Origin of the sequence: Pseudomonas sp. MF7453 (assembly GCF_016405455.1) — a bacterium.
Classification (GTDB): domain Bacteria; phylum Pseudomonadota; class Gammaproteobacteria; order Pseudomonadales; family Pseudomonadaceae; genus Aquipseudomonas; species Aquipseudomonas paralactis.
Genome location: NZ_JAEKCN010000011.1, coordinates 177401 through 202018 on the forward strand (window position 1 = coordinate 177401; position 24618 = coordinate 202018).

Annotated in this window: 14 protein-coding genes and 1 pseudogene; 3 read left to right on the top strand and 12 right to left on the bottom strand. The window is 60.0% G+C overall.

What is annotated here, in order from left to right:
- Positions 1-13 precede the first annotated feature (13 nt).
- Entirely contained in the window at positions 14-2215 is a 2202-nt protein-coding gene (locus JFT63_RS18600; RefSeq protein WP_198844494.1) for a M10 family metallopeptidase C-terminal domain-containing protein, read from the top strand.
- A 6-nt stretch (positions 2216-2221) separates the two neighbouring features.
- Here the strand turns inward: JFT63_RS18600 and JFT63_RS18605 are convergent, their stop codons facing one another.
- The 5 genes from JFT63_RS18605 to JFT63_RS18625 all read right to left on the bottom strand — a co-directional run bounded on the left by JFT63_RS18605 (position 2222) and on the right by JFT63_RS18625 (position 5603).
- Complete coding sequence (locus JFT63_RS18605; protein WP_005783625.1) at positions 2222-2872, bottom strand: DUF799 domain-containing protein; 651 nt, start codon at positions 2870-2872, stop codon at positions 2222-2224.
- Positions 2869-3231 (bottom strand): DUF4810 domain-containing protein, encoded by a 363-nt coding sequence (locus JFT63_RS18610; RefSeq protein ID WP_032901737.1) that lies wholly within the window; start codon positions 3229-3231, stop codon positions 2869-2871. The genes JFT63_RS18605 and JFT63_RS18610 overlap by 4 nt, the downstream gene beginning before the upstream one ends.
- Positions 3232-3260: 29 nt before the next feature.
- The gene (locus tag JFT63_RS18615) at positions 3261-3941 is read right to left on the bottom strand and encodes a CsgG/HfaB family protein (protein WP_057702330.1); all 681 of its coding nucleotides are present in this window, start codon (positions 3939-3941) and stop codon (positions 3261-3263) included.
- Positions 3942-4444: 503 nt separating this feature from the next.
- The gene (locus JFT63_RS18620; protein ID WP_003187502.1) at positions 4445-5137 is read right to left on the bottom strand and encodes a hypothetical protein; all 693 of its coding nucleotides are present in this window, start codon (positions 5135-5137) and stop codon (positions 4445-4447) included.
- A 73-nt stretch (positions 5138-5210) separates the two neighbouring features.
- Positions 5211-5603 (bottom strand): DUF2846 domain-containing protein, encoded by a 393-nt coding sequence (locus JFT63_RS18625; RefSeq protein WP_171905465.1) that lies wholly within the window; start codon positions 5601-5603, stop codon positions 5211-5213.
- A gap of 466 nt (positions 5604-6069) precedes the next feature.
- Here JFT63_RS18625 and JFT63_RS18630 point away from each other — a divergent pair, with 466 nt between their 5' ends.
- Together JFT63_RS18630 and JFT63_RS18635 are read left to right on the top strand one after the other, a co-directional pair.
- On the top strand, positions 6070-6327 hold the full coding sequence (locus JFT63_RS18630) for a hypothetical protein (RefSeq protein WP_005783616.1): 258 nt from the start codon (positions 6070-6072) through the stop codon (positions 6325-6327).
- Positions 6328-6952: 625 nt separating this feature from the next.
- Positions 6953-7396 (top strand): annotated as a pseudogene (locus JFT63_RS18635) (IS4 family transposase); the annotation flags it as partial.
- Positions 7397-7457: 61 nt separating this feature from the next.
- Here the strand turns inward: JFT63_RS18635 and JFT63_RS18640 are convergent.
- The 7 genes from JFT63_RS18640 to pgaA all read right to left on the bottom strand — a co-directional run bounded on the left by JFT63_RS18640 (position 7458) and on the right by pgaA (position 24391).
- Positions 7458-7949, bottom strand: coding sequence for a pentapeptide repeat-containing protein (locus tag JFT63_RS18640; protein WP_082239679.1), 492 nt, complete (start codon positions 7947-7949; stop codon positions 7458-7460).
- Positions 7946-15865: a two-partner secretion domain-containing protein gene (locus JFT63_RS18645; RefSeq protein ID WP_233102339.1), complete on the bottom strand. Its 7920-nt coding sequence runs from the start codon at positions 15863-15865 to the stop codon at positions 7946-7948. Before JFT63_RS18645 ends, JFT63_RS18640 begins: the two co-directional genes overlap by 4 nt.
- Positions 15866-15895: 30 nt before the next feature.
- Positions 15896-17617: a ShlB/FhaC/HecB family hemolysin secretion/activation protein gene (locus JFT63_RS18650; protein ID WP_198844495.1), complete on the bottom strand. Its 1722-nt coding sequence runs from the start codon at positions 17615-17617 to the stop codon at positions 15896-15898.
- A 455-nt stretch (positions 17618-18072) separates the two neighbouring features.
- Positions 18073-18549 carry a poly-beta-1,6-N-acetyl-D-glucosamine biosynthesis protein PgaD gene (gene pgaD / locus JFT63_RS18655; protein WP_034125431.1) on the bottom strand — a complete coding sequence of 159 codons (477 nt, stop codon included), beginning with the start codon at positions 18547-18549 and terminating at the stop codon, positions 18073-18075.
- Positions 18550-18551: 2 nt separating this feature from the next.
- Positions 18552-19892 (bottom strand): poly-beta-1,6-N-acetyl-D-glucosamine synthase, encoded by a 1341-nt coding sequence (gene pgaC / locus JFT63_RS18660; RefSeq protein ID WP_198844496.1) that lies wholly within the window; start codon positions 19890-19892, stop codon positions 18552-18554.
- A 2-nt stretch (positions 19893-19894) separates the two neighbouring features.
- On the bottom strand, positions 19895-21898 hold the full coding sequence (gene pgaB, locus JFT63_RS18665; protein ID WP_057702324.1) for a poly-beta-1,6-N-acetyl-D-glucosamine N-deacetylase PgaB: 2004 nt from the start codon (positions 21896-21898) through the stop codon (positions 19895-19897).
- Positions 21899-21910: 12 nt separating this feature from the next.
- Entirely contained in the window at positions 21911-24391 is a 2481-nt protein-coding gene (gene pgaA / locus JFT63_RS18670; protein WP_198844497.1) for a poly-beta-1,6 N-acetyl-D-glucosamine export porin PgaA, read from the bottom strand.
- Positions 24392-24618 lie beyond the last annotated feature (227 nt).

Genomic DNA, 24618 nt, shown 5'->3' on the forward strand with positions numbered 1-24618 from the left:
CAGAGAAATCACGATGAGCTCCGTAAAAAATAACCTCACACACCGCTATGGGCCTTCCTCATACGCTGAACGACCCCGCTATGCCGGGGCCGCTTCAGACAAGCCGTCCTACACCACCGAGCAAGCGGCAGAGCAAATCACCCGAACGGGCTATCGTTGGAAAGAGCGAAACGCGGACGGCAGCACACCCATCTCCTATCGGTTTTTCACACCCTCGCAAGCCACCTACAACACCCCCGCCGGCGCCAACGAGTTTTCTCAGCATCAAAAAGAACAGGCCAGGCGCACCCTGCAGTCTTGGGCGGATGTCGCCAATATCACCTTCACCGAGAATGCACCCAACGCCAAAGGGCAATTGTTGCTGGGTAATGACCCGAACCAGACAGGCCAATCGGGCCATGCGTCTTATCCAGGCATCTACAGCGATGGCACACAAGCCTGGTTCGCATCCGATGGCGTGAATCGCCCCTTCGCTCAGGGTAGTTTCAGCCGGTATCTGCTGGCCCATGAGATCGGCCATACCCTGGGGCTCATGCACCCCGGCAAGTACAACAATGGCGGCAGCTACGCTGAAAACGCCCGCTACGCCGAGGACAATCGCGCCTACAGCCTGATGAGTTACTGGTGGGCTTGCCACCTGGGCCACGACCACAACAAGAACGGCCAAACCCACTACGCCAGCGCACCACTGATGGACGACATCACCCCCATTCAGAAGCTGTACGGTGCCAATTACAAAACCCGCGACACCGACACGGTCTACGGCTTCAACTCCAATACCGGGCGTGACTTTCTCAGCCTCAACTCACCAGACGACGCGCCCGTGTTCAGCGTGTGGGACGGGGGCGGCAACGACACCCTGGATTTTTCAGGGTTTCATCAGGCCCAGACCATCAACCTGAAGGCTGAACACTTCTCCGATGTCGGCGGCATGAAAGGCAACGTCTCCATTGCCAAAGGGGTGACACTGGAAAATGCCATAGGCGGCACGGGTGCTGATCAACTCATCGGCAACCATGCCGATAATCGCCTGACCGGCGGCCTGGGCCAGGACATCCTTACCGGTGGGCCGGGCAAGGATACGTTTGTGTATAACAACGCCAGCGAGTCGACCGAACAACGCCCGGACCTGATCACCGACTTCACCAGCGGCGAGGACAGGATCGACGTGTCCGCCGCGCTGCGGGCAGCCGGTCTCAAGGACTTGCACTTTGTCCGCAGTTTCAGCGGCCGCCCGGGTGAGGCGTTGCTTGGCTATGATCCGCGCTCAGGCCACCACAGCCTGGCCATTGACCTGAACGGCGCCGGCCAGGCCGACCTGTTTATCAACAGCCAGGGGCCCATCAAGCCGGGCGATGTAATCAGCCAGGCGTCACACGCAAGCACAGCGCCAACCCCGCCCTTCCAGGTTACGCCGCAACCGCCGACGCCAGCGAAGACAGCACCGTACGAGCCCCGCCACGAGCCAATGGCCGTACCGCAACAAGCGCCGTTCTCCTTGCAGAACCACGCCAACGCAACCCTCAAAGGCACACCGATGCATACAGCCGCCAGGGCCGTGGGCAGTATTCGCGAAGTGAGCGTTACACGCGACTCATGGGGCTACGAACGCGTGCATACACGTTCGCTGGGGACCGGCTCGCTGATCAACGATGGCAACAGCGTGCTGACCAACCAGCATGTGCGCGACGCACTGGCCAAAGGCAGCAAGCTCGAACTATGGCTGGGGTATGAACAAGACAGTACCGGGCGGATGAAGGTAGAGCGCAAGGTGCCGCTGGACCCCACGCCGCTCAGTGGCGACGCACGGCTGGACTATGCCGAGCTGCGCGTTGATTTGCCTGGTGAACAGAAAAAAGCCTTGGCCGAGCAGTTCCCGCCCTTGAAGCTGGCCGCCGGCCCCCAGGCATCGCTTGGCCAAAAGGTGTTCATGCCCAACCACGGGCAAGAGGCCCTCGGCATTTCGTTTTTAAATGCCAGGGGCCAGCCCACCACGCTCAAGGGATACGACCAGGGCAGCCCTTATCAGGCCACGGTCTACCATGATGCCTTCAAGAAACCCGGCACTTCCGGCTCACCGCTGATCAGTATCGACACCGGCGAAATCGTTGCCTTGCACAACGGTTCCATCGGCGCCAACGTGTACGGGCACCGCGCCTCCATGGGCACGGCCACCCGCATCGACTTGATCCAACAGCACCGTCGTCAGAGGTGACGCGGCTCAGTCCGTGCCGTACTTCGGATTACGCGGGCCATACAGGATACCGGTGCGCTGCCCTGCCGACAGCAACCGCGCACTGGTGATACCGGCAATCGGGTGCGCCGCATCGGTAGAGCTGTTGATCACCTGCTTGACCGCCGCCGTGATCAACATGCCCACCAGGCCGCCACCGTTGTTGTTGCCCTCCTCGCTCGACGCCCGCGCCGAACCGGTCCACAGGGTGGTGCCGGTGCGCAGGTCTACCAGTTTGGCCGAGGCCGTCACCGAGGTGTCGCTGGAGATCAGCATGTACTGGGTGCCGTACTCGCTGATGGTGATGTACAGCGCCGCGTCCGCACCAAAGATGTCATGCAGCTTGGCCGGTTGTACGGCCTGGATATCATTGGCGGTGGTGAGGCCGTTCTGGCGGAAGGTTTCGTCCACCAGGGCAATCGGCAACACGTAGTAGCCAGCTTCGGCCAGCGGGTAGGTGACTTGCGACACCAGGCTGTAGGACGCCTGCACTTCCGGCGATTCGTTGATCGGCGGCAGTACCAGGATCGACTTGGGCCGCGCCTGTTTGTACGCCGAATAATCAACCGTCTTGGGCGCGGCGCAACCGCCGAGCAACGCCAGGGCCAGCAAGGCGCCGGTGAGTTTTAACAGGCTCATTTAGTGGCGACTCCGGCTTTGGCGTTTTTCAACAGAAAGTCCATGTACGCAGCAGACTCAGGGAACAGGGCCTTCTCGGTGCGAAACTCCTGCACCATCTGGTCATCCTTGCCCATGTTCATGTACAGCATGCCCAGGTGCGCGTGGTAACCCGGCGGCGCCTTGCGGCCACTGGCGTTGATCTTCTGCAGATCGCGCTCCAGTGCTTCCACCTGCGCTTCCTTGGGCTCGCCTTTGAAGTACTCGTAAACCTGCGGCTGGTAGCTCTCCCATTGATACAGGGGCTGGGGCGCCGTCTGGCACCCGGTTACCGTTGCGACTGCTGCCAGCGTCAGCGCCAATTTCACTGCCTTGCTCATCCGTGTACTGCTCCTTGTGGTGTGGCTGATCAGTTACGCGGGTTCCAGGCGCCGGCGTTGATGCCGTCGACCAGGCGGTTGATCGCTTCGCGCATGGCCAGGTCCAGCACCTTGCCATTGAGGGTGGAGTCATAGCTGGCGGTGCCGCCGAAGCCGATCACTTCACGGTTGGACAGCGCGTACTCACCGGCACCCTGGGTGGAATACACTACTTCGGAGGTATTGATGTTGACGATATTCAACGCGACTTTGGCGTAGGCCACTTGGGTCTTGCCACGGCCGAGAATGCCGAACAACTGGCGGTCGCCGGTTTCTTTGCGGCCGAATTCGGTCACATCGCCAGTCACCACATAGTCAGCGCCCTTGAGCTTCTGCACGGTGCCTTTGATTTTGGCTTCCTGGGAGATTTCGCCCATGTTGTCGCGGTCCAGCACGCTGAAGCGGTTGGTCTGCTGCAAGTGGGTGATCAGGATGGTCTTGGCCTGGCCGCCGAGACGGTCAACGCCATCGGAGAAGATGCCGCGCATGTAGCTGGAGCGGTTATCGAACTTGCCCACGGCAATCGGCACACGCACGCCGGAATAGGCCACGTGGGCGCTGGCGACTTGCTCCACCGGCATCGCGCGGTTGCTCTCGGTGGCGCAACCGGCCACGGTCAACAGCGCCACGGCGGTGAGGCCCGACAGCAGGATTTTGGACAGTGTCTTCACAGGGTGCTCCTTGGGTGAGGAAATCAGCGTTGCCGGGTTTTCCAAGGAGAAAGGCAGCCTGAAAACGCACTGGCCTGAATTCTTCCCTGAAAGACGGTGATGCAACGGCTGCGGCATTTTACGGGGTTGAGAGCGGTTCTCAAGTTGTTTCGGCCAGAGATGGGGGGCTTACCCTACTGCCGACCGCAATACTCAAAGCAACAAAGATCAAATGTGGGAGCTGGCTTGCCTGCGAAAGCGATAGTGCAGCAACAGATGCAGCGATTGACACACCGCCTTCGCGGGCAAGCCCAATGCCGATCAATTAAACGAACGCAATGCCCAAAGCAACGAAGATCCAATGTGGGAGCTGGCTTGCCTGCGAAAGCGGTAGTGCAGCAACAGGTGCAGCGACTGACACACCGCCTTCGCGGGCAAGCCCGCTCCCACAGGGGAACTGCGCTTAACCCTGACTGGTATTAGGCCAAGCCTACCCACCAACAACAGCCAGCCTTCGCACAGCCCTACTTGAGCTCCTTCACCAGGTACTGCGCAGAAATCTGCGTAATCCCGGTCAACGCCCGGCGCAAGGCTTCAGGGTCCGTGCGGTAGGTTAACGGTGTATAGCCATAAACGTTCTGACCATTAAACGGCGTGACCGCTTCAAAGGTGCGCCAGATCATCTCATCGCCGCGATCCATCTGCGCTAACACGTTAAGGGTCGGATAAATCACACTGCTGAAACCCTGGGTCAGGCGAAAGCCCCACTCGGACACGGTCAGCTGAATCTGCGCATCAGCCGGCTCATCGTCGCCGACCACCTTGAGCGTCGACGTCTTACCCAACTCATCGACAAAGCCCTGCTTGAGCAACACGCCTACATCGAGTTTTTCCGCCTCCATCACCGTCAGAATAGCCACCGGCGTCGGCATCTCGGCCAACTGCCCAAGCTTCATGCCGCCGGCAAACCCGGCGCCACTCAACGCCGCAGTACCCAGCTTGGACGCCCCGCTGGCCATGCCAACACCCGCGCCAACCCCGGCACCCAGGGCCGCGCCCCAGGCCTGTTCGCGGCCGAAGTACACCATGTTCTTTTCCCACTTCACGGGCAGGACTTTGACGGTCTTGATCTGCGCGCGGTTTTCGGGAGTGAGGGGGTGGCTGACGCAGCCGCCGAGGATGAGGGTGGTGAGGAGAATGAGGAGGAGGTTTTTCACATCAATCCTTTAATGCTTGCAGTGAATACGAGAAGTCGGCAAGGCCTGGACCCTGCCGACACACTGGCTCAACTCATTTGCTTTCTTTGGCAATGGTGCCCAAGGACGCATCCTTGACCAGATAACGGCCTTCAACTTCGCTCAGCGCTTTGAGGCTGTTACGCGCCACGGCGAAGCCCATTTCGACTTCCTGCTTGAGGTAAACCACCTCACCCGCTTTGACATCAATCGGCATGTCCGCCCAGTTTTCAGCCTTGGAGCTGATCACGTGTTTGCCCGGCGTCACGAAAAAATAGATGTACTGGTTACCACGGTTGTAACCCATCTCCGAGTCGGCTTCCTTGTCATCCAGGAACACATTGAACCGCACCATCATCCCGACATTGCTAGGGCGCACGACGTACACCAAACCTTTATCGGCCACGGCAGCCTTGGGCAGCGAATAGTTCGCCACGTCAGCCTGCATCTTCTCCACCGACGGCGTCGAGGAACAGCCAAACAGCGTGGCCAGGGACAGAACGACAGCGGCTTTGCAAAACAGCTTGATCATGTATTTCTTCCTTGTGGGTAACGGTGGAGCGGTTTTGAGAGTGCCGATGATGGCGAGATCTCATTTTTATGGCATGGCCCGAAGCATTGTGCCATTGCTGTGATGCCTTGCGCGGTTTTGGGTGAGGGGCTTATAGTCCGGCCGTCGCCCAACAGGGCGATCGGATTTGGCGATCCGTTGACCGTATGCGAAAGCTTTCTGCTTGCTTGCAGGGGCTTCCGTACCCGCATTGCTGCTTTATGGCAGCTGTGCGCGGGAGACCTTCGGGTCTGCCGGAACTCGGTCCCGGTTCGCCAACCTGCGTACAGCTGTCACCCATTCGTTTGGCGACGACAAGTGACAGCCTCACTTACTGACCGAGGTTGTACCCATGAATAGATACATGCCCCTAACCGGCCACGACTGCACCGTCCCAGCCCTGATCATCGACACCCAGGCACCTCTCGACGTCCTTCACGACGCCGCCGTGCACCGCATTCGGGCCGTCACCCAACTGCTGGAAAACCTGGCCTTCCGCGAACAACTCAGCAGCGATGCCGTCGTGCTTTCAGACTTCGCCCACTTGCTGGCCATTCCGCTGCGCGATGGGTGTGATTTGCTGGATGTCATCAGTCGCAGGCTGAATGCCGATCCGTCCTGAGTGAAAAATCGGGCGACCTTTGTGTCGCCCGCTTTGTGCGTGAGCAATCCAACCAAAAAACCGGTCCACTTTTTTCGTCATTTCACGCAGCAAACCTGATCATCCGAAAGATAATAAAGTCCCTCCAGCTTTCCGCAAATGGAAAAAATAAAAAGGGACAGATTAAAATAAAAAGGGACAGATTTATTTAATACGCTCTTCAACGCCAATTTAAATAAATCTGTCCCTTTTTCTCGCTAATTCAAATAAATCTGTCCCCTTTTCTGGATTATCCAAAAGAGAAGTTTATCCAGCGAACGCGTGTATTTTCTGAAAATCTCATAACTCCTTTCTGAAAAAACATATTCAAAACCACCACCTTTGAACTCCACGTGAGGAGTTCCATCCTCGGGTGAGCTCACTCTGACCAACAGCATAGACTTAGGCGCTCCCAATTTATCGCCTATCAAATTCACTGTTTGCTGCAGTTCGCCGATATTAGAAAAAGTAGAAAAAAGGGGACAGATTTGAATGGCACTTACTTAACAGCTAACCGGCTGATCTGATTACAAAAAAATGGAAAAAGGCCGCCCTTGGTCTACGGTGATAGTTGCGAACACACACCACTGGAACAAGGACAGCCCGCGTGAATCGTAGACGTCAAATCGTCAGGCATCAACAGCAGCGCATTCAGCAGCACGCCAGAAACAGCAATGCCCATGCGTTCTTTAAGCTGCTAGCCGATCCGGCGCTGCTGCATCGTGCCGAGTCAGTGATGCCCAAGCATCGTCAACGCTTGTTCCCGCCGACTGAAACACTGTCGATGTTTCTGGCTCAAGCCATGAATGCCGACCGTTCTTGTCAGAAGGCCGTGAATGATTTTTCGATCAAACGTTGCTGCGATGGGCTAAGCCCCAGCAGCGTGTACACCGGCGCTTATTGCAAAGCACGGGCGCGGTTACCGGTAGAGATGGTTTCAACATTGTTGCGCTCCACGGGATCAACGATGAGTAAAAACGCGTCACCATCCTGGCGCTGGATGGGGCGTCCGGTGCGCCTCGTAGATGGCACCACAGTGGCCCTGCCAGAAAAATGGGACAGATTTATTTAATATGCTTTTCAACTCTAACATAAATAACGCCCCCCCTTTTCTACTCTCGTTTAAGCACTTTAATCGCACCATAACTTTCTGGTCGAAACCCACTTGGCCAGACAGTAGCGTCATTATACGTAGCGCCCAAAAAAAACGCCTCTTCGATTCTATTTGCACAAAGATCAGCGCCACATAAATTTGATCTAATAAAGCTAGCACCACCAATATCAGCACCATCAAAACTTGCACATGAAAGATTTGCACCGGCAAAATCAGCAAATGCTGCCATTGCGCCTGCGAAAGAAGTATTACTCATAACTGAATTCATAAAATTTGAATTCATCAGAGCTGCTCGATCAAATATAGCTCGATCTATAAACGCGTTAATAAATGAGGCATTTCTCAGATTCGAACCAGAAAAGTCGGCACTTCCAATATTAAGCTCATCAAATATAGCGCGATGCAACTGCAACCCTTTCAAACTTGCACCGACAAAACTATCCAAAGGTAAAGTTAATATCTCGCCCGTCTCAAAATTAATATTAATCATTTATTTCCCCAATCCACCGGATCCACCTTCACTTCAGACATTGGCTTAGTTAAGCCAGCTTTATTCGGCGGTAATGTTCCAGGATTCACATCCGGAGTCCGGCCTAAGATTTTAGCAGCAATGTAGCGATGATTACCCTCAACGATGACCTTCCCATCCATTGAAATCGGTGGAGCAACATCGCCCTTTAGAAGACGATCAACATATCTTTGAATAGCAGGTAATGAAACCGCTCGCTGGGCGCTGGCAGCAGAGTCCCCCTTCAGCGCTTTTTCAATTATTTCTGGAGTTACTTCAGCCCCCGACGAGACCAACGGTTTCCCTGAAGTATTTTTGCTCGCGACGCTACTGCCTGCCCGACCGGCAATCAAAATCATCGCAGCGGCGGTACCCAATTCTGTAAGTATATAGGCCTTTTCCTTGGGCTCTAATCTATAGCCGTAAGCGCGATCTACCCACCTCGTGGATTCATTCCAGCGATCAATGTCCGCTGTTTCTTCCGGAGTCAGCCATCCTTCTTTGAGATTCTTAGCAAAAGCTACCTGCTTATCCGCAGCAAACATATCGCCCCATCCACTTGGGTTAGGCGACTGTGAAACCACATCACTAGGGTTCCCTTGAAGCAATCCAGGCGTGTCATACGTCGTCTGTCGCAGCAGGCTAAGCAGTTCCTGTGCAACAGGACTGTCCATTCGAACCGAACTATTCAGGATATCGTCGACACATTTTCGCGTCGGGCAGTCCTTGATGGGGCTGGAGTTGTCCGCAGAAATATTTTCATATTTATTCAATATTTCTTTTATTTTGGCTTCACCGCAGGTCTTGGTTGCGCGGCAGTCCTTAATTTCTTTAAGTAGATTCTCAGCCTCAACGTGATTCAGATTGTTATAGACCGTAGCTTGCTGAGCCACCCATGCGGCTTTTTCCTGAGCCTTTGCATCTCCACCTGCTGCTGCGGCAACCGTCATACCGACTAACTGGGAGGTCATTGCCAGAACTCGTTCGTGCGCCTCACCCGGAAAGATTTTTTCACCGACCAGGCTGATCAACGCTTCGTTAGCTCCGGCGGCCAAGGCCGCAGTTCGGAAGTCGCCCCCCGCGGCCTCGCCAATCAACCCGCCCACAATCGCATGTACAGCGATTTTCTTAGGAAGGCCACTGCCCAATAGTGAATCACCCACTCGGTCGAAAATCGCGCCACTTAGGCCGTCTGCAGCCATGCTGATCGCGGCTTGCACAACGTTATCCTTGAACTTCCCACCGTTAGTGAGCGTGTTCAGGGCTGATCGAACGGCAAGCTGAGCACCGAGGCTGCTAGGCATAAAGCCGCCGCTAATGCCGGCAACCGCATAGCCTTTCAGGCTATCGCTGGAGGTGACATCTTTAGCCACTGCGCCAAGATTGCCACGATTATTGATGGTGCTTGTCGTGGCATTTACGGCAGCTGCGGACACTACTGAGCTTGCGGCAATGCCCGTTGCGCTAGTGGAGGCTGCGCCGACAAGACCCGCACCGGCGCCCCACGTAAAGTAGGTGACAATAATTGCAATGACTAAAGATGCGCCGCCACCTAAGCCAGAGTTATCGTATTTAAAGCTATCGTGAACCTCCTGAACCCTGCGCCAGTCCACGTCCCCACGTTTCTCAGCCTCTTTCAGCCAAGCCAACTGCGGATCTGCCTTCACCATTGCATCAATGGCCTGACTAACCGTTTGCTGATCAACATGCGTGACGTCAATCTTCAAGCCATCTACGGCTTTAATAACCACTTGTCCCTGCGCAATCAGCTGGCTCTGGCGCAACGTTTCGTCAGTATTTCCTTTGCCTTTGGCGCTGGTCCAAACCAGGCTGTTCTTGCTTTTTTCATGGCTTTCTTGATGTAGATCCTTGACCGCCTCAAAGGTAATCGCGCCACCGCTATCCAAAGTGATGTCCCGGCCGCTCTGAAGCTTGGCAAGTTGATAGGTCTGGTCGCCTCCACTTTTGAGTACCAGATCACCACCAGTCTTGATCTCAGTCCCCACATTCGTAACGCGTGTCACCTCATCACGCTTGGTCTTCTTCGCGCCCCAGCCACCCTTCTCCTTCATGTCGTAAAGGCTGTAAGTGCTGTTCTGCGCCGCCAGCAGGTTCAACTTATCCCCGCTATACAGATAAGCCTCATTCCCCGCACTGATCCTGCTCGCCACAATCGTGGTATCACGCCCCGCCTGGCTGACAAAATCCCCACCCGCCGTCAGTACGCTCGCCACTTGAGTAGTCTGGTCGTCCGAAGTCTTGATGCGTTTTTTGCCGTTCTTTTCCTTGCCCTCAACGTTGTGCATGTCGCTGACCGAGGCGACGTTGAGGTCGCGGCCGGCGGCGATGTTGAGGTCTTTGCCGGCGGTGGCATTGCTGCCGATGATGTTGACGTCTTGCCCGGCCTGCAGGTTGAGGTTGCCGCCTGCCGTGACGCTGGCGGCGAGGTTTTTGACGTCGGTGGTGATGCTGGATTTCTCGCCGCCGTCGCGGCTCTCGTGTTTGACGCTGGTGTCGCTGGCGGCGATGAGGTTGAGGTCGCGGCCGGCGGTTAAGTTAGCGTCGTTGCCCGCTACCAGGGCACCTCGGTTGGTGAGGTCGCGGCCGGCGTCGATGGCGAGGTTTTCGCGGGCGACGATGGTGCCGGCGCTGGTGTCGGTGAGGGTGCGCATGCCGGCGCCGTCACGCACCTGGATGGTGGTGGTTTCGTTGGTGATGTCGCCTTTGAGCGCCGTGAGGCTGACTTGCTTGCCGCGGATTTCGCCGGCCATGGCGTTGCGGATGCTGTCTTGGGCCAGCAGGTTGAGGTTGTTGCCGGCTTCGACCAGGCCGCCGGTGTAGATGCTGCCGCTGCTGATGGCGGAGAGGTTGTTGCTGGCGCGCAGGGTGCCGACGTTGATCAGGTCGCCGCCGGTGACCAGGTTGAGGTCGCGGCCCTGGATCAGGCTGTTGCCGCGCACGTTGCGCGAGTCGGCCTGGGCCAGGTACAGCACCGGTACGAGCACGGTCTGGCCGTCGATGACGCGGTTTTCCATCCACACGATGTCGTGGGTCAGGGCGCCGACTTGCTGGTCGGTGAGGGCCACGCCCAGGCTCAGGCGCAGGGCGTCTTTGCTGGCGAGGCCGTTGTCCATCAGGTAGCGGAACTGGTCGGCGTCGCTGTACAGGCCGCCGGCGAGGAAGCGTTGGCCGGTTTGCGCGAGGACGGCGTCGCGGATCAGGCGGGTTTCGTACTGGCCGTCTCCGAGGCGGCGCCAGGCATTGTCGGCAGTGAAACCGAGTTTGCCGAGCATGTAGTCGGAGCTGAAGAAGCCCGACGCCGAGGTGAATTCGGGGTTGGTCTCGATCAGGTAGTGGCTGGTGGGGTCAGCGTTTTTGACGAACAGGCCGTATTCGCCCTTGGGCAGTTGGAAGGTGGGCGAGGTGGTGGGGTCGACCGGGGCAAACGCGGTGCCGGTGTAGTCCACAGGCACGAAGCCGCCACCAGGGGCAACGCCTACCACGGGCAATACGCTGCCGGGCGCCTGGGCGCTCGGGTCGTTGGCGTGTTTGCTCAGGTTGATGTTGATGCCGCCGACGGGGATGCCGGTCTGGTCGTCGCCGAGGGTGCCGGTTAACTGCGCCAGGGTGTTGTTGTGCAGCGTGCCGTTTTGCAGGGTGCGGGCGACGTTGAGGTTGACCGTGCCGCCCGCTTGCAGGGTGGCGTCGTAGCCGGGGCCACCGTTGTTGGTCCAGGTAGTGACGTCGCTTGAGTGGACGAAAGGCAGGCTATTGGGCGAGCGGTTTTTCAGTTCTTCGAAGCGCGCCTTGTCGAAATGCCCAGCCGCCGTGGCCGCATTGAACGCGGGCACGTCGACATAGCGCATGCGTTCAAACAAATCGTCGGGCACGTGCCCTGGGGTGTTGACGACAATCTTGCGCTGCCCCGTGCGCGTGGCGGCGCCCTGGTTGAGCAGGTCACCGGCGGTGATGCTCAGGTCGCCATTGGCGGCCATCAGGCTGTAGCGGTTCTGCACCGTGTCGCCTTGCAGCAGCATGTTTTTGCCCGCCACCAGGCGCGCCGCGACCGAGTCCTTGGTCGCCGCCTCAAGGTACGTCTCGTAGATGGTGATCTCGCCACGTTCCCAGTTGTCGCTCTCGTCGCAGTGCTGTTGACAGATCCAACTCAGGCTGCCGGTGGTCAGCGTCTGCCCGAGTTCGAATTCGTCTTTGGCGTTTTCGATAAAGCCCGCATTGATGCCGATCGAGCCTTCACTTTCCACGGTGCCGGAGCGGTTGCTGAACAACACGGCACGCCCGCCATCGCGGGCGGAGAAGCTCAGGTTGCCTTTGCTGTAGACATCGCCATAGCTGTTGCTGAAGCCATTGCTGCGCAAGGTCATGTCGCCGCCGCTGAACAGCAGCGTGTTGGCGGCATTGGTGATGCCGTTGACTGCGGTGAGGTTCACTGCACCCTGGGCACCGAGGGTGCCACGGTTGTTGATTTGCGCGGCGGCGATGTCCAGTTGCTGGCGGGCGGTGAGGAAGCCGAGGTTGTCCAGGGTGCCGCCCAGGGTCAGGCGCGCATTGGTTGCGGCCAGGCGGCCGCCGTTCTGGCTGAGGTTGTTGGCGACGACGCTGAGTGTTTGCAGGGCCGAGACGCGGCCGCTGTTGGTGATATCGCCGGTGGTGATGCTGATGTCACCGTCGCTGAGCAGTTCGCCGCCGTTGTCCAGGCTGGCCACGTTGAGGATCAAGCCCTTGGCGCTGGCCATGCGGTCGCCGGCCTTGAGGGCCAGCCCTTGGTCGCTCTTGTAGGTGAGCACGTCGTTGAGTTGCACGCGGCCCAGGCCATCGACTTTACCGAATGCCCAGTCGGCGCTGCCCATGCCCTGGATATTGCCCTGGCTGCCTTCGAGGCTGGCGGTGTTGAGGTGGAACAGGCCGGTGCCGGCGTGTTGCAGCATGCCGCTCTGGTTGTTGAGGCTGGCGACGTCAAGGCTGAAGGCCTGGCTGCCGAATTCGAGGGTGCCGTTCTGGTTGTTCAGCGCGCCGCTGAGGTTGAGTTTGCTGCTGGCGCCGCCCAGGGCACGCAGTTGCCCGCTGGCGCTGTTATCCAGGTTGCCACCGGTGAGGGTCAGGCCCTGGTTGGCTTCGATCAGGCCGCCCTGGTTGCTGAGGGTACCGCGTGAGGTCAGGTTGATCTGATTGCCGCTGATCTGGCCGCCCGCGCTGTTGTCGAGGCTGGCGCCGCTGACGGTCACTTGTTCTTTGCCGAACAGCTTGCCGCCACGGTTGGCCAGGGCTTCTACGGTGAGTTGCAGGTTGCCGACCAGGCTGGCCATCAGGCCGCCGCTGGCGTTGTCGACGCTGTTGGCGGTGACGGTCAGGCTGTCGCCCTGCACGGTACCGCCCTGGTTATCCAGGCGGGTGGTGTTCAGTTCGGTGAGCGCGCCGCCGCTGAGGATCAGGCCCTTGCGGTTGCTCACATCCTGGCCGCTGTAGCTCAGGCCTTCGGCGCCAGCCAGCAGTTGGCCGTTGTCGTTGTTCAGGTGCTGGGCGGCGATGTCCAGGCGCTTGCCGCGCAGGGTGCCGCCGTCGTTGTTGAGGGTGGTGAGCTGCTTGACCAGCACGCTGCGTTCGCCCGCATCGATCTGGCCGCCGACGTTGGTGAGCAGGTCGCTGACCTTGAGCACCACGTCGCCGCCATTGCTGACCAGCGCGCCTTTGTTGCTGTTGTTGAAGGTCTGCGCGGTGACGTCGACGGTCTGGCCCAGCAGGATGCCAGCGCTGTTGTCCAAGCGCTCGCCTTGCAGTTGCAGCAGGCCCTCGCTCTGGATGCGGCCTTGGGCGTTGAGCAACTGGCCCGGGCCTTTGAGCAGCAGGCTTACGCCCTGGGCACCACCGGCCAGCAGGCCGGCGTTGCGGTTGTCGAGGCCCGAGGCGCGTACGTCGAGGTGGTCGCCCAACACGCGCCCGGCGCGGTTGTCGATGTCGCCGCCAGCCACGTCGAGCAGCAGTTGCTTGCCGACGATCGTGCCGCTCTGGTTATCCAGGTTCGCGGCGTGCAATTCGATATCGCCCTGCCCGGCCTGCAAGCGGCCCTGGGCGTTGTTGAGTTGTTGTGCGGCGGTGAGGGTGAGCTTGCCGGTGTCGGCGCTCAGTACGCCGCCTGCGTTGCTGCTGAGGGTGCCGGCCGTGACGTTCAGATCGGTGCTGGCCTGGGCGAAACCCTGATTGTTATTGAAGGTGTTGGACACGGCGAGGTTGAGCGCGCCGCCGTCAGCCTGGATCAAACCCTTGAGGCTGTTGTCGAGGTTGCTGGCAGTGACGGTCGCGGTCTTGGCCACCAGCACGCCGTTCTGGTTGTTCAGGGTGCCGGCGTTGACGGTCAGGTCGTTGGCGATGACTTGGCCGCCGCTGTTGTTCAGGTCGGCACTGGTGAGCACCAGGCTGCCACCGGCCATTTCGATACGGCCTTGGCGGTTGTCCAGAGAGGCGCTGTTGAGCGTGGCGGCCTGGCCTTCGCCGAAGCGGATCAAGCCGCCGAGGTTGACGATGGCCGGCGAGTTGATCGCCAGGCTCTGCTCACCGAACAGGCGCGCAGTGGCGCCCTGGTTGGTGAGCTTGGCGCTGCTGACCTCGACGCTCTTGGCCTGGATGATCGCGCCCTGGTTGGTCAGCGCTTGTGCGGCGGTAATCGCCAGGGCGCGGCTGGCCAACAGGTTGCCGCTGGTGGTGACGGTTTGCGCGTTCACCACCAGATCACCGGTGGTGTTGCGGCTGTTATCGGCGGCGACGCCGGCTTCGATGATGCCGGGGTTGTTCACGCTGGCCGCGTTGATCTCGATGCGCTGGCCGGCGGCGATGCTCTTGCGGTTGACCAAAGCCTGGGCGCTGGCGACCTGCACGTTGCCGTTGGCGTAGACTTTGTCGGTGAGGTCGACGTTTTGCGCGGTGACTTTGACGTTACCGGTGGCCACCGTTTGCGCCATGCTCAGGCGCCCGTTGGCGTCGAGCTGAATATCGCCGCCACTGGCGGCCAGGGTGCCGTCGAGCTTCACGCCCACACCGGCCTCGGTGCCCACCAGTTTGATCGCGCCGGCATACATGCCGCCCAGGGCCGACGAGTCGATCGCCAGCTCGGGTTTGGCGCTGCCGTCATCGGCGCGGGCGGTGGTTTTCAGGCTTTGCGCATCGACGTCGTTGCGCCCGGCGATCACGTTGAGTTCGCGGGCGTTGATTTGTGCGTTGATCTTGGCCGAGCGGGTGATGATGTCGAAGCGTTCGACGTTGCTGGCGTTCAAGCCCTGGCCGTCGATGGTCACGGCGCCGCCATCCACTTCATAGCGCTGCAATTGACCGCTGGCGTCGAGCACCGGTTTGCCGGTGGTGAGGGTGACGTTGGGGGTGTTGATAAAGCCGCAACCGCTGCACGTCACGCCGTACGGGTTGGCGACGATGACCTTGGCCGACTGCCCCGCCACTTCGGTATAGCCGCGCAACTGGCTGGGGCTGCCGCCGTTGACTTCGTTGAGGATGACGTTCGCCGCGCCGCCCTTGAGGTTGGGGTTGCCGACAATGATCCCGCCCAGTTGGGTGTTGACCATGGCGCCGTTGCCGTTGTTGAGGATCACGCCGTTGGGGCCGACGTTGTAGTCCTTGAACTGGTTATGGGACAAGCCCGCGCCATTGGGGGTGGCGATGTTCACCACCGGCACGCCATTGCCCGCCGCGCCCACGGTGGTGCCCGGCGCACTGACCACAATGCCCTCGGCCTGGGCCAGCAGCGGCTGCCAGAACAATGCGTTGGCAAGGATCAACGCCAGCCCGCGCTTGGGCAGGCCGAAGAACGCGTCCCGGCGCTTCAGGGCGGCAGAAGGTTGGCGGGCCAGGAAGGCGAATTGGCGAACATCCATTGTCAGGCTCTCATGCAGCGGGGCGTTGAATTACAGGAAAAAATCCATGCGGAAGTAGATCGGCGCTTCGCGCTCGGTCACCACACCGGGTCTTTCTAAGGAATGGGCAAAGGTCACGCTGGTGCTGAGGTGTTTGCCACGGGCGAACAGCTCCAGGGAGTTGCTGGACACCCGGCCATGCACGTTGCCGTTGTAGCGGTCGTTGCGGATCACGCCCTGGTCGTAGCCAACGCTGGCGCCGTACTCGGCGAAGGCCGGGCGCATCCAGTCGAGGGTCACCGGGCGCGCCCAGCGCACTTCGTTGCGCCAGTAGCCGCCGCTGTCGCCGGTCAGCAACTGATCCTTGAAGCCACGCACCGAGGCCGAGCCGCCGAGGCTCATGCGCTGCGGCGAAAACAGTGGGTCTTCACTCCGCTGGCCGGTGGCCAAACTGCTGAAGCTGAACGACTCGCCCCACAGGCTGAACGGTTGCAGGTAGCTGACGGTGGCGGTGTATTTGCGGTAGCGCGCGTTCGGCTGGCGACGGCCTGCTGGGTCACGCTCGTCCTGGGCCTGGGCGTCGAGCAGGCCGATGCCGCTTTGCATGCCCAGGTCCAGGTTGACGAAGGCACTGCCCATGCGCCGGCCGTGGTTGACGCCCATCTGCAGCTCGCTGAGGCGGTTGCTGCTGGGCGCGGTGCGCACGTCGAGGATGTAGTTGTTGGTACGCAGGTGTGCCAGGCCGACGTTGACCGAGGTCTTGCTGACGTCGTCGCGATGGATCACCCGCTCGGCGCGCAGTTGGTGGTTCTGGTTGTCGCCGTCTTGCTTGTATTTGAAGCCGTCGGTGACGCCGTAGGTGCGGTAGTCGCTTTCGCTGTAGGTGTAGCTGAAGTTCCACCAGCCCCATGGCAGGTTGTAGTAGAGCATGGTGTTTTTCGAAGTTTTCTGGTGGTCGCTGATGGCGTCGTGGCCGCCGCGCAGCATCAGTTGGTCACCCAGGCCCAGCGGGCTGTCCCACTCAAGGCCAGCGCCCCATTGCTGTTCGCCGGTGCTTTTCTGCCCGTCGTTGTTGCGCGACAGGCTGGCGCGCCAGGGCTTTTGTGCGGTGTTCTTGACCACCACGTCGCTGCCGCCGATTTGCTTGCCGGGGGTGAGTTCCATCTGCGCTTGTTTGGACGGCAGGCGGTTGAGCTGGTCTACCAGTTGCTCGATTTCACGCAGGTTCAGCGCTTCGCCGACTTTGCCGGGAAAGGCCATGGCCAGTTCGCGGTCGGTCACCGTGCTGCCTTCGGCGCTGCGCAACGCTTCGAGTTTGCCTTCCACCACCAGCACTTGCAGATGGCCGGTGGAGAGGTCTTGCTGTGGCAGGTAGGCACGGCTGGTAACGCGGCCTTTGCCCAAGTAGTAGTCGGTGATGACCTTGAGCAGCTCGTTGAGCTGGGACACGCCCAGGCATTGGCCGATGTAGGGCTTGAGCAAACGCTCGCGGTCGGGCGCCGGCAGGCTGTCGGCGCCTTTGAGTTCGATGGTTTTGATCGGGAAGCAACGGGTGTCAGCCGGGGTTGCCGGGGCTTGAGGCTTGTCCGCTTTGCCGGGCAGGTCCTGGAGTTCCTGCAGGCGCCGCTGTTGCTCTTCAAGCAGGCGGTTCTGCCGGTCGCGGATCAAGTCCTGATCGCCAGGCGTAGGGGCGGCGGATGCACTGTTCAGGCCCATGCAGGTGAGCAGGAGGGTGCAGAGCAATAACCGGGTCCATGGCAATAACGAAGACATGTTCGATCCATCGAAAATCAAGGGCCGCGAAACTAACATCGAACTTCCAGCCCGCCTAGAAACGGGCGACGTGGAGCCGTTCGACTGATTAGTTTTCTAACCTCTTGATTATTAATAATAATTTTTCATCAAAAGAGTTTAAGTCGCGCACTTACGGTGATTATTCCGACAAGCGGCAACTGTTTTGATGGCGATTCGACGAATGACTTTCCGACTGCCATTATTTAGCCATCAGGTGTTCGTCGAGTTAGGTTAGTACCGGAGAAGGGGGAAAAGTTCGCGGGGGTTTTGTGAATTGGATCCCATTTATCGGAATTGCGACGCGTGCGTTGAACCCAGGGGGGAGCACTCGCGCCATTCTGTAGGAGCGAGCTCGCTCGCGAAAAACTCACAGGCGCCCTGTTTAATCAGGATGCCCGCGTTATCGTTGGCGTTTTTCGCGAGCAAGCTCGCTCCTACATAATGCCCTTGTCTTTGTCGGGCACCAGGGTCAGGCCGGGGCGTTCGACGTCGCGGGAGACGTGGGATTTCACTTCTTCGACGCCGCCTTCTTCGTCGTTGTGGATCACCAGCACGCCAGGGCGGCGCAGTTGTTCGAGGTCGCCATCGCCCAGGTTGAAACTTTCACTCAGGTGCTGGTCGCTCAGTGCATTCGCCTCGGCGCGGCGCTGGGCGAATTTGCGCCCGCGATGCTGCTGATAGCGCGCCCAACTGATCAGGATCACCGCATTGAACAGCGCGATCCACAGGTAAACCTGCAAGGTGTTGAGCGCAGCAAAGATAGGCGCCTCGATGCGTGGGCCGCCGTGGGTTTCAAGCATGGCGCTGATGCCTCGCGCCAGCAGCCAGATCAACCCACCCCAGGCCAGCAGGGTCAGCAGCACATCGACGATCCACATCAGTGTGTTTTGGCGAGTTCTGACCAGTTTCATGATCACGCCTCCTCTTGTGCAGGTTTGATACCGCGGTCCGGGCTGACCCAGCGTGCGCGTTTTTGATGCTGGTTAAACAACACCTTGGGAAAGCTGACCAGCGTGGTGAGCAGGCTGACCAGCCAGAACACCATCGGGTACCACACGGTCCAGAACAGGGTTTTCCACAGGTCTTTTTCGTAGCGCCGGTCGATCAGGATGCTCACCGCAAACTGCAACAGGCACACCATCGCCAGCACCAGGCCGGTGAACGCAGGTGGCACCAACGAGTCCACGGTAATCGCCGCCGGCAACGTGACGAATTTACCCACGGCCCAGAAGATCACCGACAGCAGGAAGGTAAAGGCCCAACCGGTGGACAGGCAGTATTCGAACAGCAGCGGCCACAGGTAGCGGTGGCGCCATTGCCAGATGCCACGGATATTCTTGAACAGCACTTCGGCGCCGCCCTGGGCCCAGCGCAGACGCTGTTTCCACAGGCCGCCGACGGTTTCGGGCATGAGGATCCAGCACAGCGCGCGCGGCTCGTAGAAGATCGCCCAGTGATCGAGTTGCAGCTTCCAACTGACATCGATGTCCTCGGTGATCATGTCGGTGCTCCAGTAGTCGATGCGGTCCAGGGCCTTCTTGCGAAACGCCACCACCACACCGGAGACCGTGAAGATCCGACCGAATACCCGCTGGGTACGCTTGATCAAACCGATGATCGAGGAGAACTCGCCCACCTGCACCCGGCCGATCAGGGTCGAGCGGGTACGAATGCGTGGGTTGCCGGTGACGGCACCCAGGCGCGGGTTGTCGAGCATCGGCGCGACCATGTAGGCGGCCGCGTTTTTGTCGAGCAAGGCATCACCGTCGATGCACACCAGGTATTCGCTGCGGGCGGCCACCGCGCCCATGCGCAGGGCCACAGCCTTGCCCTGATTTTGTGCCAGATGCAGCACGCGCAAGCGCGGGTGTTGCAACGCCAAGGCATCGAGTACTGCGGCGGTGTTGTCGCTGGAGCCGTCGTTGACCGCAATCACTTCGATGTTCGGGTACAACTGGCCGAGGGCCGCGCCAATGGTGTCAGCGACGTTATCGCCCTCGTTGTAGCAAGGGATGATGATCGAGATCAGCGGCTCGCCGGCCAGGGTCGGCGCCGGCGTGTCTTCTTTCCACGGCCAGTGGCGTTCCCAGTGCAGCCAGAAATACAGGCCACCGGCGATCCACAACGCCGACATGAACAACGGGTAGAAGAACACGAAGTCCATCAGGAACTGCCCGGTCACCAGGAAGATCAGGCCCAGGGGCAAGCCCAGTACCAGTGCCAGCACGAATATTGCCAGGATTCTGTCAACCATGATCAAGGGTTCCACTGGTTGGAAAGGGCCGGACGTATCGTCTTCAAGTCCGGGGAGTTTTCCAGGAAGTTGTCCGGGTAGTAGCCGAAACTGGTGACGCCCTGACGCTTGAGCACACCCATCCACTCTGCCAATTGCTCGGCGCTGATATCCGGTGCGGCCTGGGTGCGCCAGTCTTTGGCTTGCAGTTCGAAGATGGTTTTTTCCAGCGCACCGGGGCGCGCCTTGACCGTGGCCACCAGTTTTTCCAGCCAGGCATTGGAGTTTTTCAACGACTCACCTTCCATCAGCGGCATGGCCATGGGCGCCGTCCAGTCGTAGGTCTTGAGGAAGTCATCGAGGTTCTGCGCGAACCAGGCTTCGCTGTCGGGGTTGAGCATCGGCTCGGCGAAGATATTGCGAGCGGTGAGGATCTGCGGGCCGCGAATGGCGCGCACCTTCACGGTCAGCTCGTTGGTGAAATCGGTCAGGTAGCGGCTCTTGAAGCGAGTCCAACGCTGCATCACTACAGGGTCGGCACGCAGCGCAGCGATATTGTCCGGCAAGCCCTGGGCAGCATAGGCCTTGAGTGCGGCGGGGCTGGCGTCTTCAAAGTCGCTCAGCAGCGCATCGTCGTGATACAGCACGCCGTCGATAGCACTGTTGCTGGTACGCGCCAGGTCTTCGTAGATCTCGCCGATGAGCTGCCGCACTTTCGGATCAAAGGGCGACAGGCGCTTGTATTGATCCGGATCGGTAGCAACCTTGCCGGTCTGCGGGTCCCAGCGGGTCACGCGTGGCAGCTTGGCGTCGAGGGCAAAACTGAGCACCGGCATCCACGCAAACACGCTGGCGTGGGCACGGGTATGCAACTGCCAGGAAACGCGGTTGAACAGGTCGGCGCGCATCGGCAGGTGGCGGTTGGGGAAGTACACCGAATGCACCAGGCCATCACCCTTGGGGTCGGCGTAGGCTTGCAGGAACACCGTGACGGCGCCCATGTCCACCACGCGCTGCACCAACACATCGAGGTTGTGCGCCTGTTGAACCGGGTCGGGGTCATAGACGTGATCCAGGTCCACATGCAAGACGCGCAACGGTGCCTTGGCCTGAACCGAAACCATGCTGCTGGCGAAGTGCTCACCATCCGGGTCGGAGGCGACCAAAAAGCGCGGGCTGTTCATCAACTTGTTGGAGTCATCCAAACCGTCATCCAGCGTAAGCGCCATCTCATAGCCGTGTTCACCGACCACGGCCAGGGTGGTGCCATCGGCCGCGCCATACGGCCACACCCATACCCGTGGAGCCTTGCCAGTGACAGTACGGATTTTATTGGAGATGGCTGCTACGTCAGTACGCATTCGCGCCTGGAACTGCGCTTCGGTTTCATAGCGACCGGTCGCCGGATCATAGCGGCGCGTGGTGGCCGCCGGTTCGAGGTTGCCCTGGGGATTGGCGAGTATGCCTTTGTGATTGGCATCGGTATGGGCGGCGATTTCCACCAGGCCCGATCGAGACACTTCACGAATCTGCTGCCAGGTCAGGAAGTCGCCCCGTGGGCGCGGGGTACCGGCGAAGTCCACCGGCTGGTTCAGCGGCGTGTCGATCCAACTGCCCACCGGCGCCAGCACGGCCGGCCAATTGTAGGCCCGCAGGATCGGCATCACGCGGGTGTAGAAGCTGGAATAGCCGTCATCGAAGCTGAGCATCACGGCCTTGGGCGGCAGTGTCGGCCCGCCCCGGCGCGCAGCAAGGACTTGATCCACGCTGACCGCCTGGTAACCGTTCTCGCGCAGCCAGGCCAATTGCTCGATCAAGCGCTCGGTACGCACCGCCACCACGGCCTGGTCAGGGTCGTTGTCCGAAACATCGTGGTAGGCAATGCCCAGGAAATGGTTCTTCGGCCACGGCGCTTCGCTGGCCAGTGTCGGCCGCTCGGCAGGTGGAACGAATGGCGCGGGTTGCTGGGCGCATGCGGCGGCCAGCATTACACCCAGGACCAGAAAAAAACGACTGAGGAGGGTCATGGTCAGGCTCTTCTAGAAACGGTAAGTGAGGTCCAGGAGCAGGCGCAAATCGCGTTCGCGCTCGCCGTCGTAAGGTCGGCTGACCAGGCTCAGGTTGGCGCCAGCTTCCAGTACGTCATTCCAGCGAAAGCGTTGGCCGTACCCGATCAAGCCGACGCCGCCGGTGGAGTAATCCTTTTGGCTATAGGTACCCGCACCGAGCTGGAACTGCTGACTCCACTGGGTTTCGTAGCGGTGATAAAGCACATGGTTGACGTTGACGGTGGGCAACACACTGAAGTCGGACTTGGGGTTGAAGTAGATCGTGTCTTCCTTGCTGTTGCGGCTGGCACCGACTTCCAGGCCCAGCTCTACTTGCACTTTGGGCGAACTGTAGATGCCTTCGCGGCCGGTGAGCAAGGCTTCGACGCGGTCGTTGCCATCGCTGAAATGCGACGGGCTGACGGCCAGTTTCCACTCGCGGCTTTCGTTGGCGCGCCAGCGGATAAAACCGCTGCCGCCGTTGGCCGTGACACCCTCATTCAACGCCCGCAACGGTGTGGTGTTGAGCAGGTAGCCAAGGCTGGCGCCGTACTGCCAGTGGTCGTTGATGTCGCGGGCAATCGACACGCTCGCGCCTTGTTTGGCGCCATCGCCATAGGAGTGGTTGGACACTTCGGCTTCGATGGTCATGTCGCGGGTGCGCCGCTCCACGCCCACACGCTGCCAGCGGTGATGGCCGGTGCCTTCGGCAAAATCGGCAGTGCCATAACCGACACCGGAGAACAGGCGCCAGTCCTCGTCGATGGGCGGGGTGTAGATCACGCTTTCTATGCCCCAGTCACGGCTACCCGACACCGCACCGGCCTCTTGGTTGTTACCGCCACCGAAGCTTTTACCGGTGTAGGCTTCCACCCGCACTTCGGCCATGTCGTGAACGTCGCGCAAGCGTTTGAGGCGCTGTACCTGGCGGTTGTCCGGGGCGCGGGCAACGACGTCATCGGTGAGCAGGTCCAGTTGCCGCCATTCCTGCAGGTCCAACGCGGTGAAGCCTTGGGACATTTCCACCCCAATGTCACGGGGGCTCTGGTTTTCGGTCTCCTTGAGCGAGTCTTCAGCGCGTCTGGGCCATTCACGGGCACGGTACATTTCTGCCTGTGCCAAACGTACACCGATGCTGCCGGGGGCTTTGCTCCCCAGGTTTTCCAGGGCTTGTTCGCTGGCATTCAGGTCCGCGCCATAGGTACCGGCCTGGGCCGCCAATTGTTGGGCGTCCATCCATTCGTCGTTAGGGTTGCCGATAGGCAAACCCTTGAGTTCAACCCGAGGTTTTTCGGTGCTGGCCAACTGCGTGGCGACCGCACGCGCCTCATCCACCTGGTCGTTTTCCAACAAGGCGTAGAACAGGGCGGTGCTGTCTTTGACATGATCACCGACGTCGGCATCCGCTGCAGTCAGCGCCTGGCGATACAGCGGCGCGGCTTTTTCCGGCAGGCGCTGGTCGAGGTAGGATGCGGCGACCCAGCGCACGGCGTAGGTCGGCAACTGCACGCCTTGGGCGGTGAGCACTTCGTATTCGCGAATCACCTCTGCGGTGCGTGCACGGGCCTTGAGTGCCCCAAGCCGGTCGATACGCCAGCGCACGACGTCGTCGTGAGCTGTGGCGTCCGGGGCCCAACGGCTGATCAGCTTGTCGTAATCCTGCAGGGCGCGATCGGCGATGACGTAGCGTTCTTTTTCGGTGCGCGTGGCGAACTCGGCCATGCGAACGCGCTCTGCGGCAAGGTCGCCTTCCAGGCGGCGCTGGGTGACTGCGTCCACCAACCCCGGGCGCTTGGCCGACAGGCGCAGGGCGGCTTCGGGCAAGCGAGCCTTTTGCAGGGCGACGATGTATTCACGGGCCACTTCCGGTTTGTCACCAGCGCGGATGAAGGCTTGGTCGAACTCGAACAAGGCGTCGTAATTCAAGCCGGCGCGTGTCAGCGCATAACCCAGGGCCATGCGGCGGTCCGGATCATTGGGTTGCGCCGCCACCATCGCGCGCAAGCGCTGCACCGCTTCGTTGGCCTTGCCGCCATCGGCCTGGGTCAGGGCCTGGCCTAGTTGCAGGTTGATATTATTCGGCTCGCGCAACAGCGCCTGGCGATAGATCGCTTCGGCCTGGGGCCACTGCTTTTGATTGCGATAGGTGCGTGCCACCGTGGCGAGTGCCTGGGTGGTGAGGTTGCGGTGTTTGCCTTGTGCTTCGTAGACCTTCAACACTTCGGCGTCTTGCCCCGCCCAACCGGCAATCACCAGGTGGTCGCTGACCTGGCCTGGCGTTTGGCGTTCGGCGGACAGTTGGCGCAGTTGGGTCAGTGCCGGTGTGAAGTTACCGTTGCGAGCCTGGATGATCAGGGCGTCGTAGGCCGGATCGGCAAACGCGAGGCCAGGAACCAGCAATTGGCTGCACAGGGCGGCCCCGATAAGCAGACGCAACCGGCCTGAGGCACTGTAGGGGAGGTTTCGCAGCATATCGTGAGCTTCCTTACACACGGAAAGCCCTAACGATAGATGGTCCTGAGCAAAACGCATCAGGGTGTCGGCGTCTCGGGACCCGACCTAGCTTTCCTGTAGGAACTATCTCTTAGCGAAGTAGGGGGAAGTGCAATTCAGAACAATTGTTCAGAATTGTGCGAGCGCGATTTTTTGCCCTCACACAAAACGAATGTGGGAGCCGGGTTTGTGTGGGAGCCGGGCTT

Bases quoted from the DNA above. Each gene is read 5' to 3' on its own strand.
- JFT63_RS18600 (WP_198844494.1), top strand. From the start codon at position 14: ATGAGCTCCGTAAAAAATAACCTCACACACCGCTATGGGCCTTCCTCA.
- JFT63_RS18625 (WP_171905465.1), bottom strand. From the start codon at position 5,603: ATGCAGGCTGACGTGGCGAACTATTCGCTGCCCAAGGCTGCCGTGGCC.
- JFT63_RS18645 (WP_233102339.1), bottom strand. From the start codon at position 15,865: ATGGATGTTCGCCAATTCGCCTTCCTGGCCCGCCAACCTTCTGCCGCC.
- pgaB (WP_057702324.1), bottom strand. From the start codon at position 21,898: ATGACCCTCCTCAGTCGTTTTTTTCTGGTCCTGGGTGTAATGCTGGCC.
- pgaC (WP_198844496.1), bottom strand. From the start codon at position 19,892: ATGGTTGACAGAATCCTGGCAATATTCGTGCTGGCACTGGTACTGGGC.
- JFT63_RS18605 (WP_005783625.1), bottom strand. From the start codon at position 2,872: ATGAGCCTGTTAAAACTCACCGGCGCCTTGCTGGCCCTGGCGTTGCTC.
- JFT63_RS18610 (WP_032901737.1), bottom strand. From the start codon at position 3,231: ATGAGCAAGGCAGTGAAATTGGCGCTGACGCTGGCAGCAGTCGCAACG.
- JFT63_RS18640 (WP_082239679.1), bottom strand. From the start codon at position 7,949: ATGATTAATATTAATTTTGAGACGGGCGAGATATTAACTTTACCTTTG.
- pgaD (WP_034125431.1), bottom strand. From the start codon at position 18,549: ATGAAACTGGTCAGAACTCGCCAAAACACACTGATGTGGATCGTCGAT.
- pgaA (WP_198844497.1), bottom strand. From the start codon at position 24,391: ATGCTGCGAAACCTCCCCTACAGTGCCTCAGGCCGGTTGCGTCTGCTT.
- JFT63_RS18630 (WP_005783616.1), top strand. From the start codon at position 6,070: ATGCCCCTAACCGGCCACGACTGCACCGTCCCAGCCCTGATCATCGAC.
- JFT63_RS18650 (WP_198844495.1), bottom strand. From the start codon at position 17,617: ATGTCTTCGTTATTGCCATGGACCCGGTTATTGCTCTGCACCCTCCTG.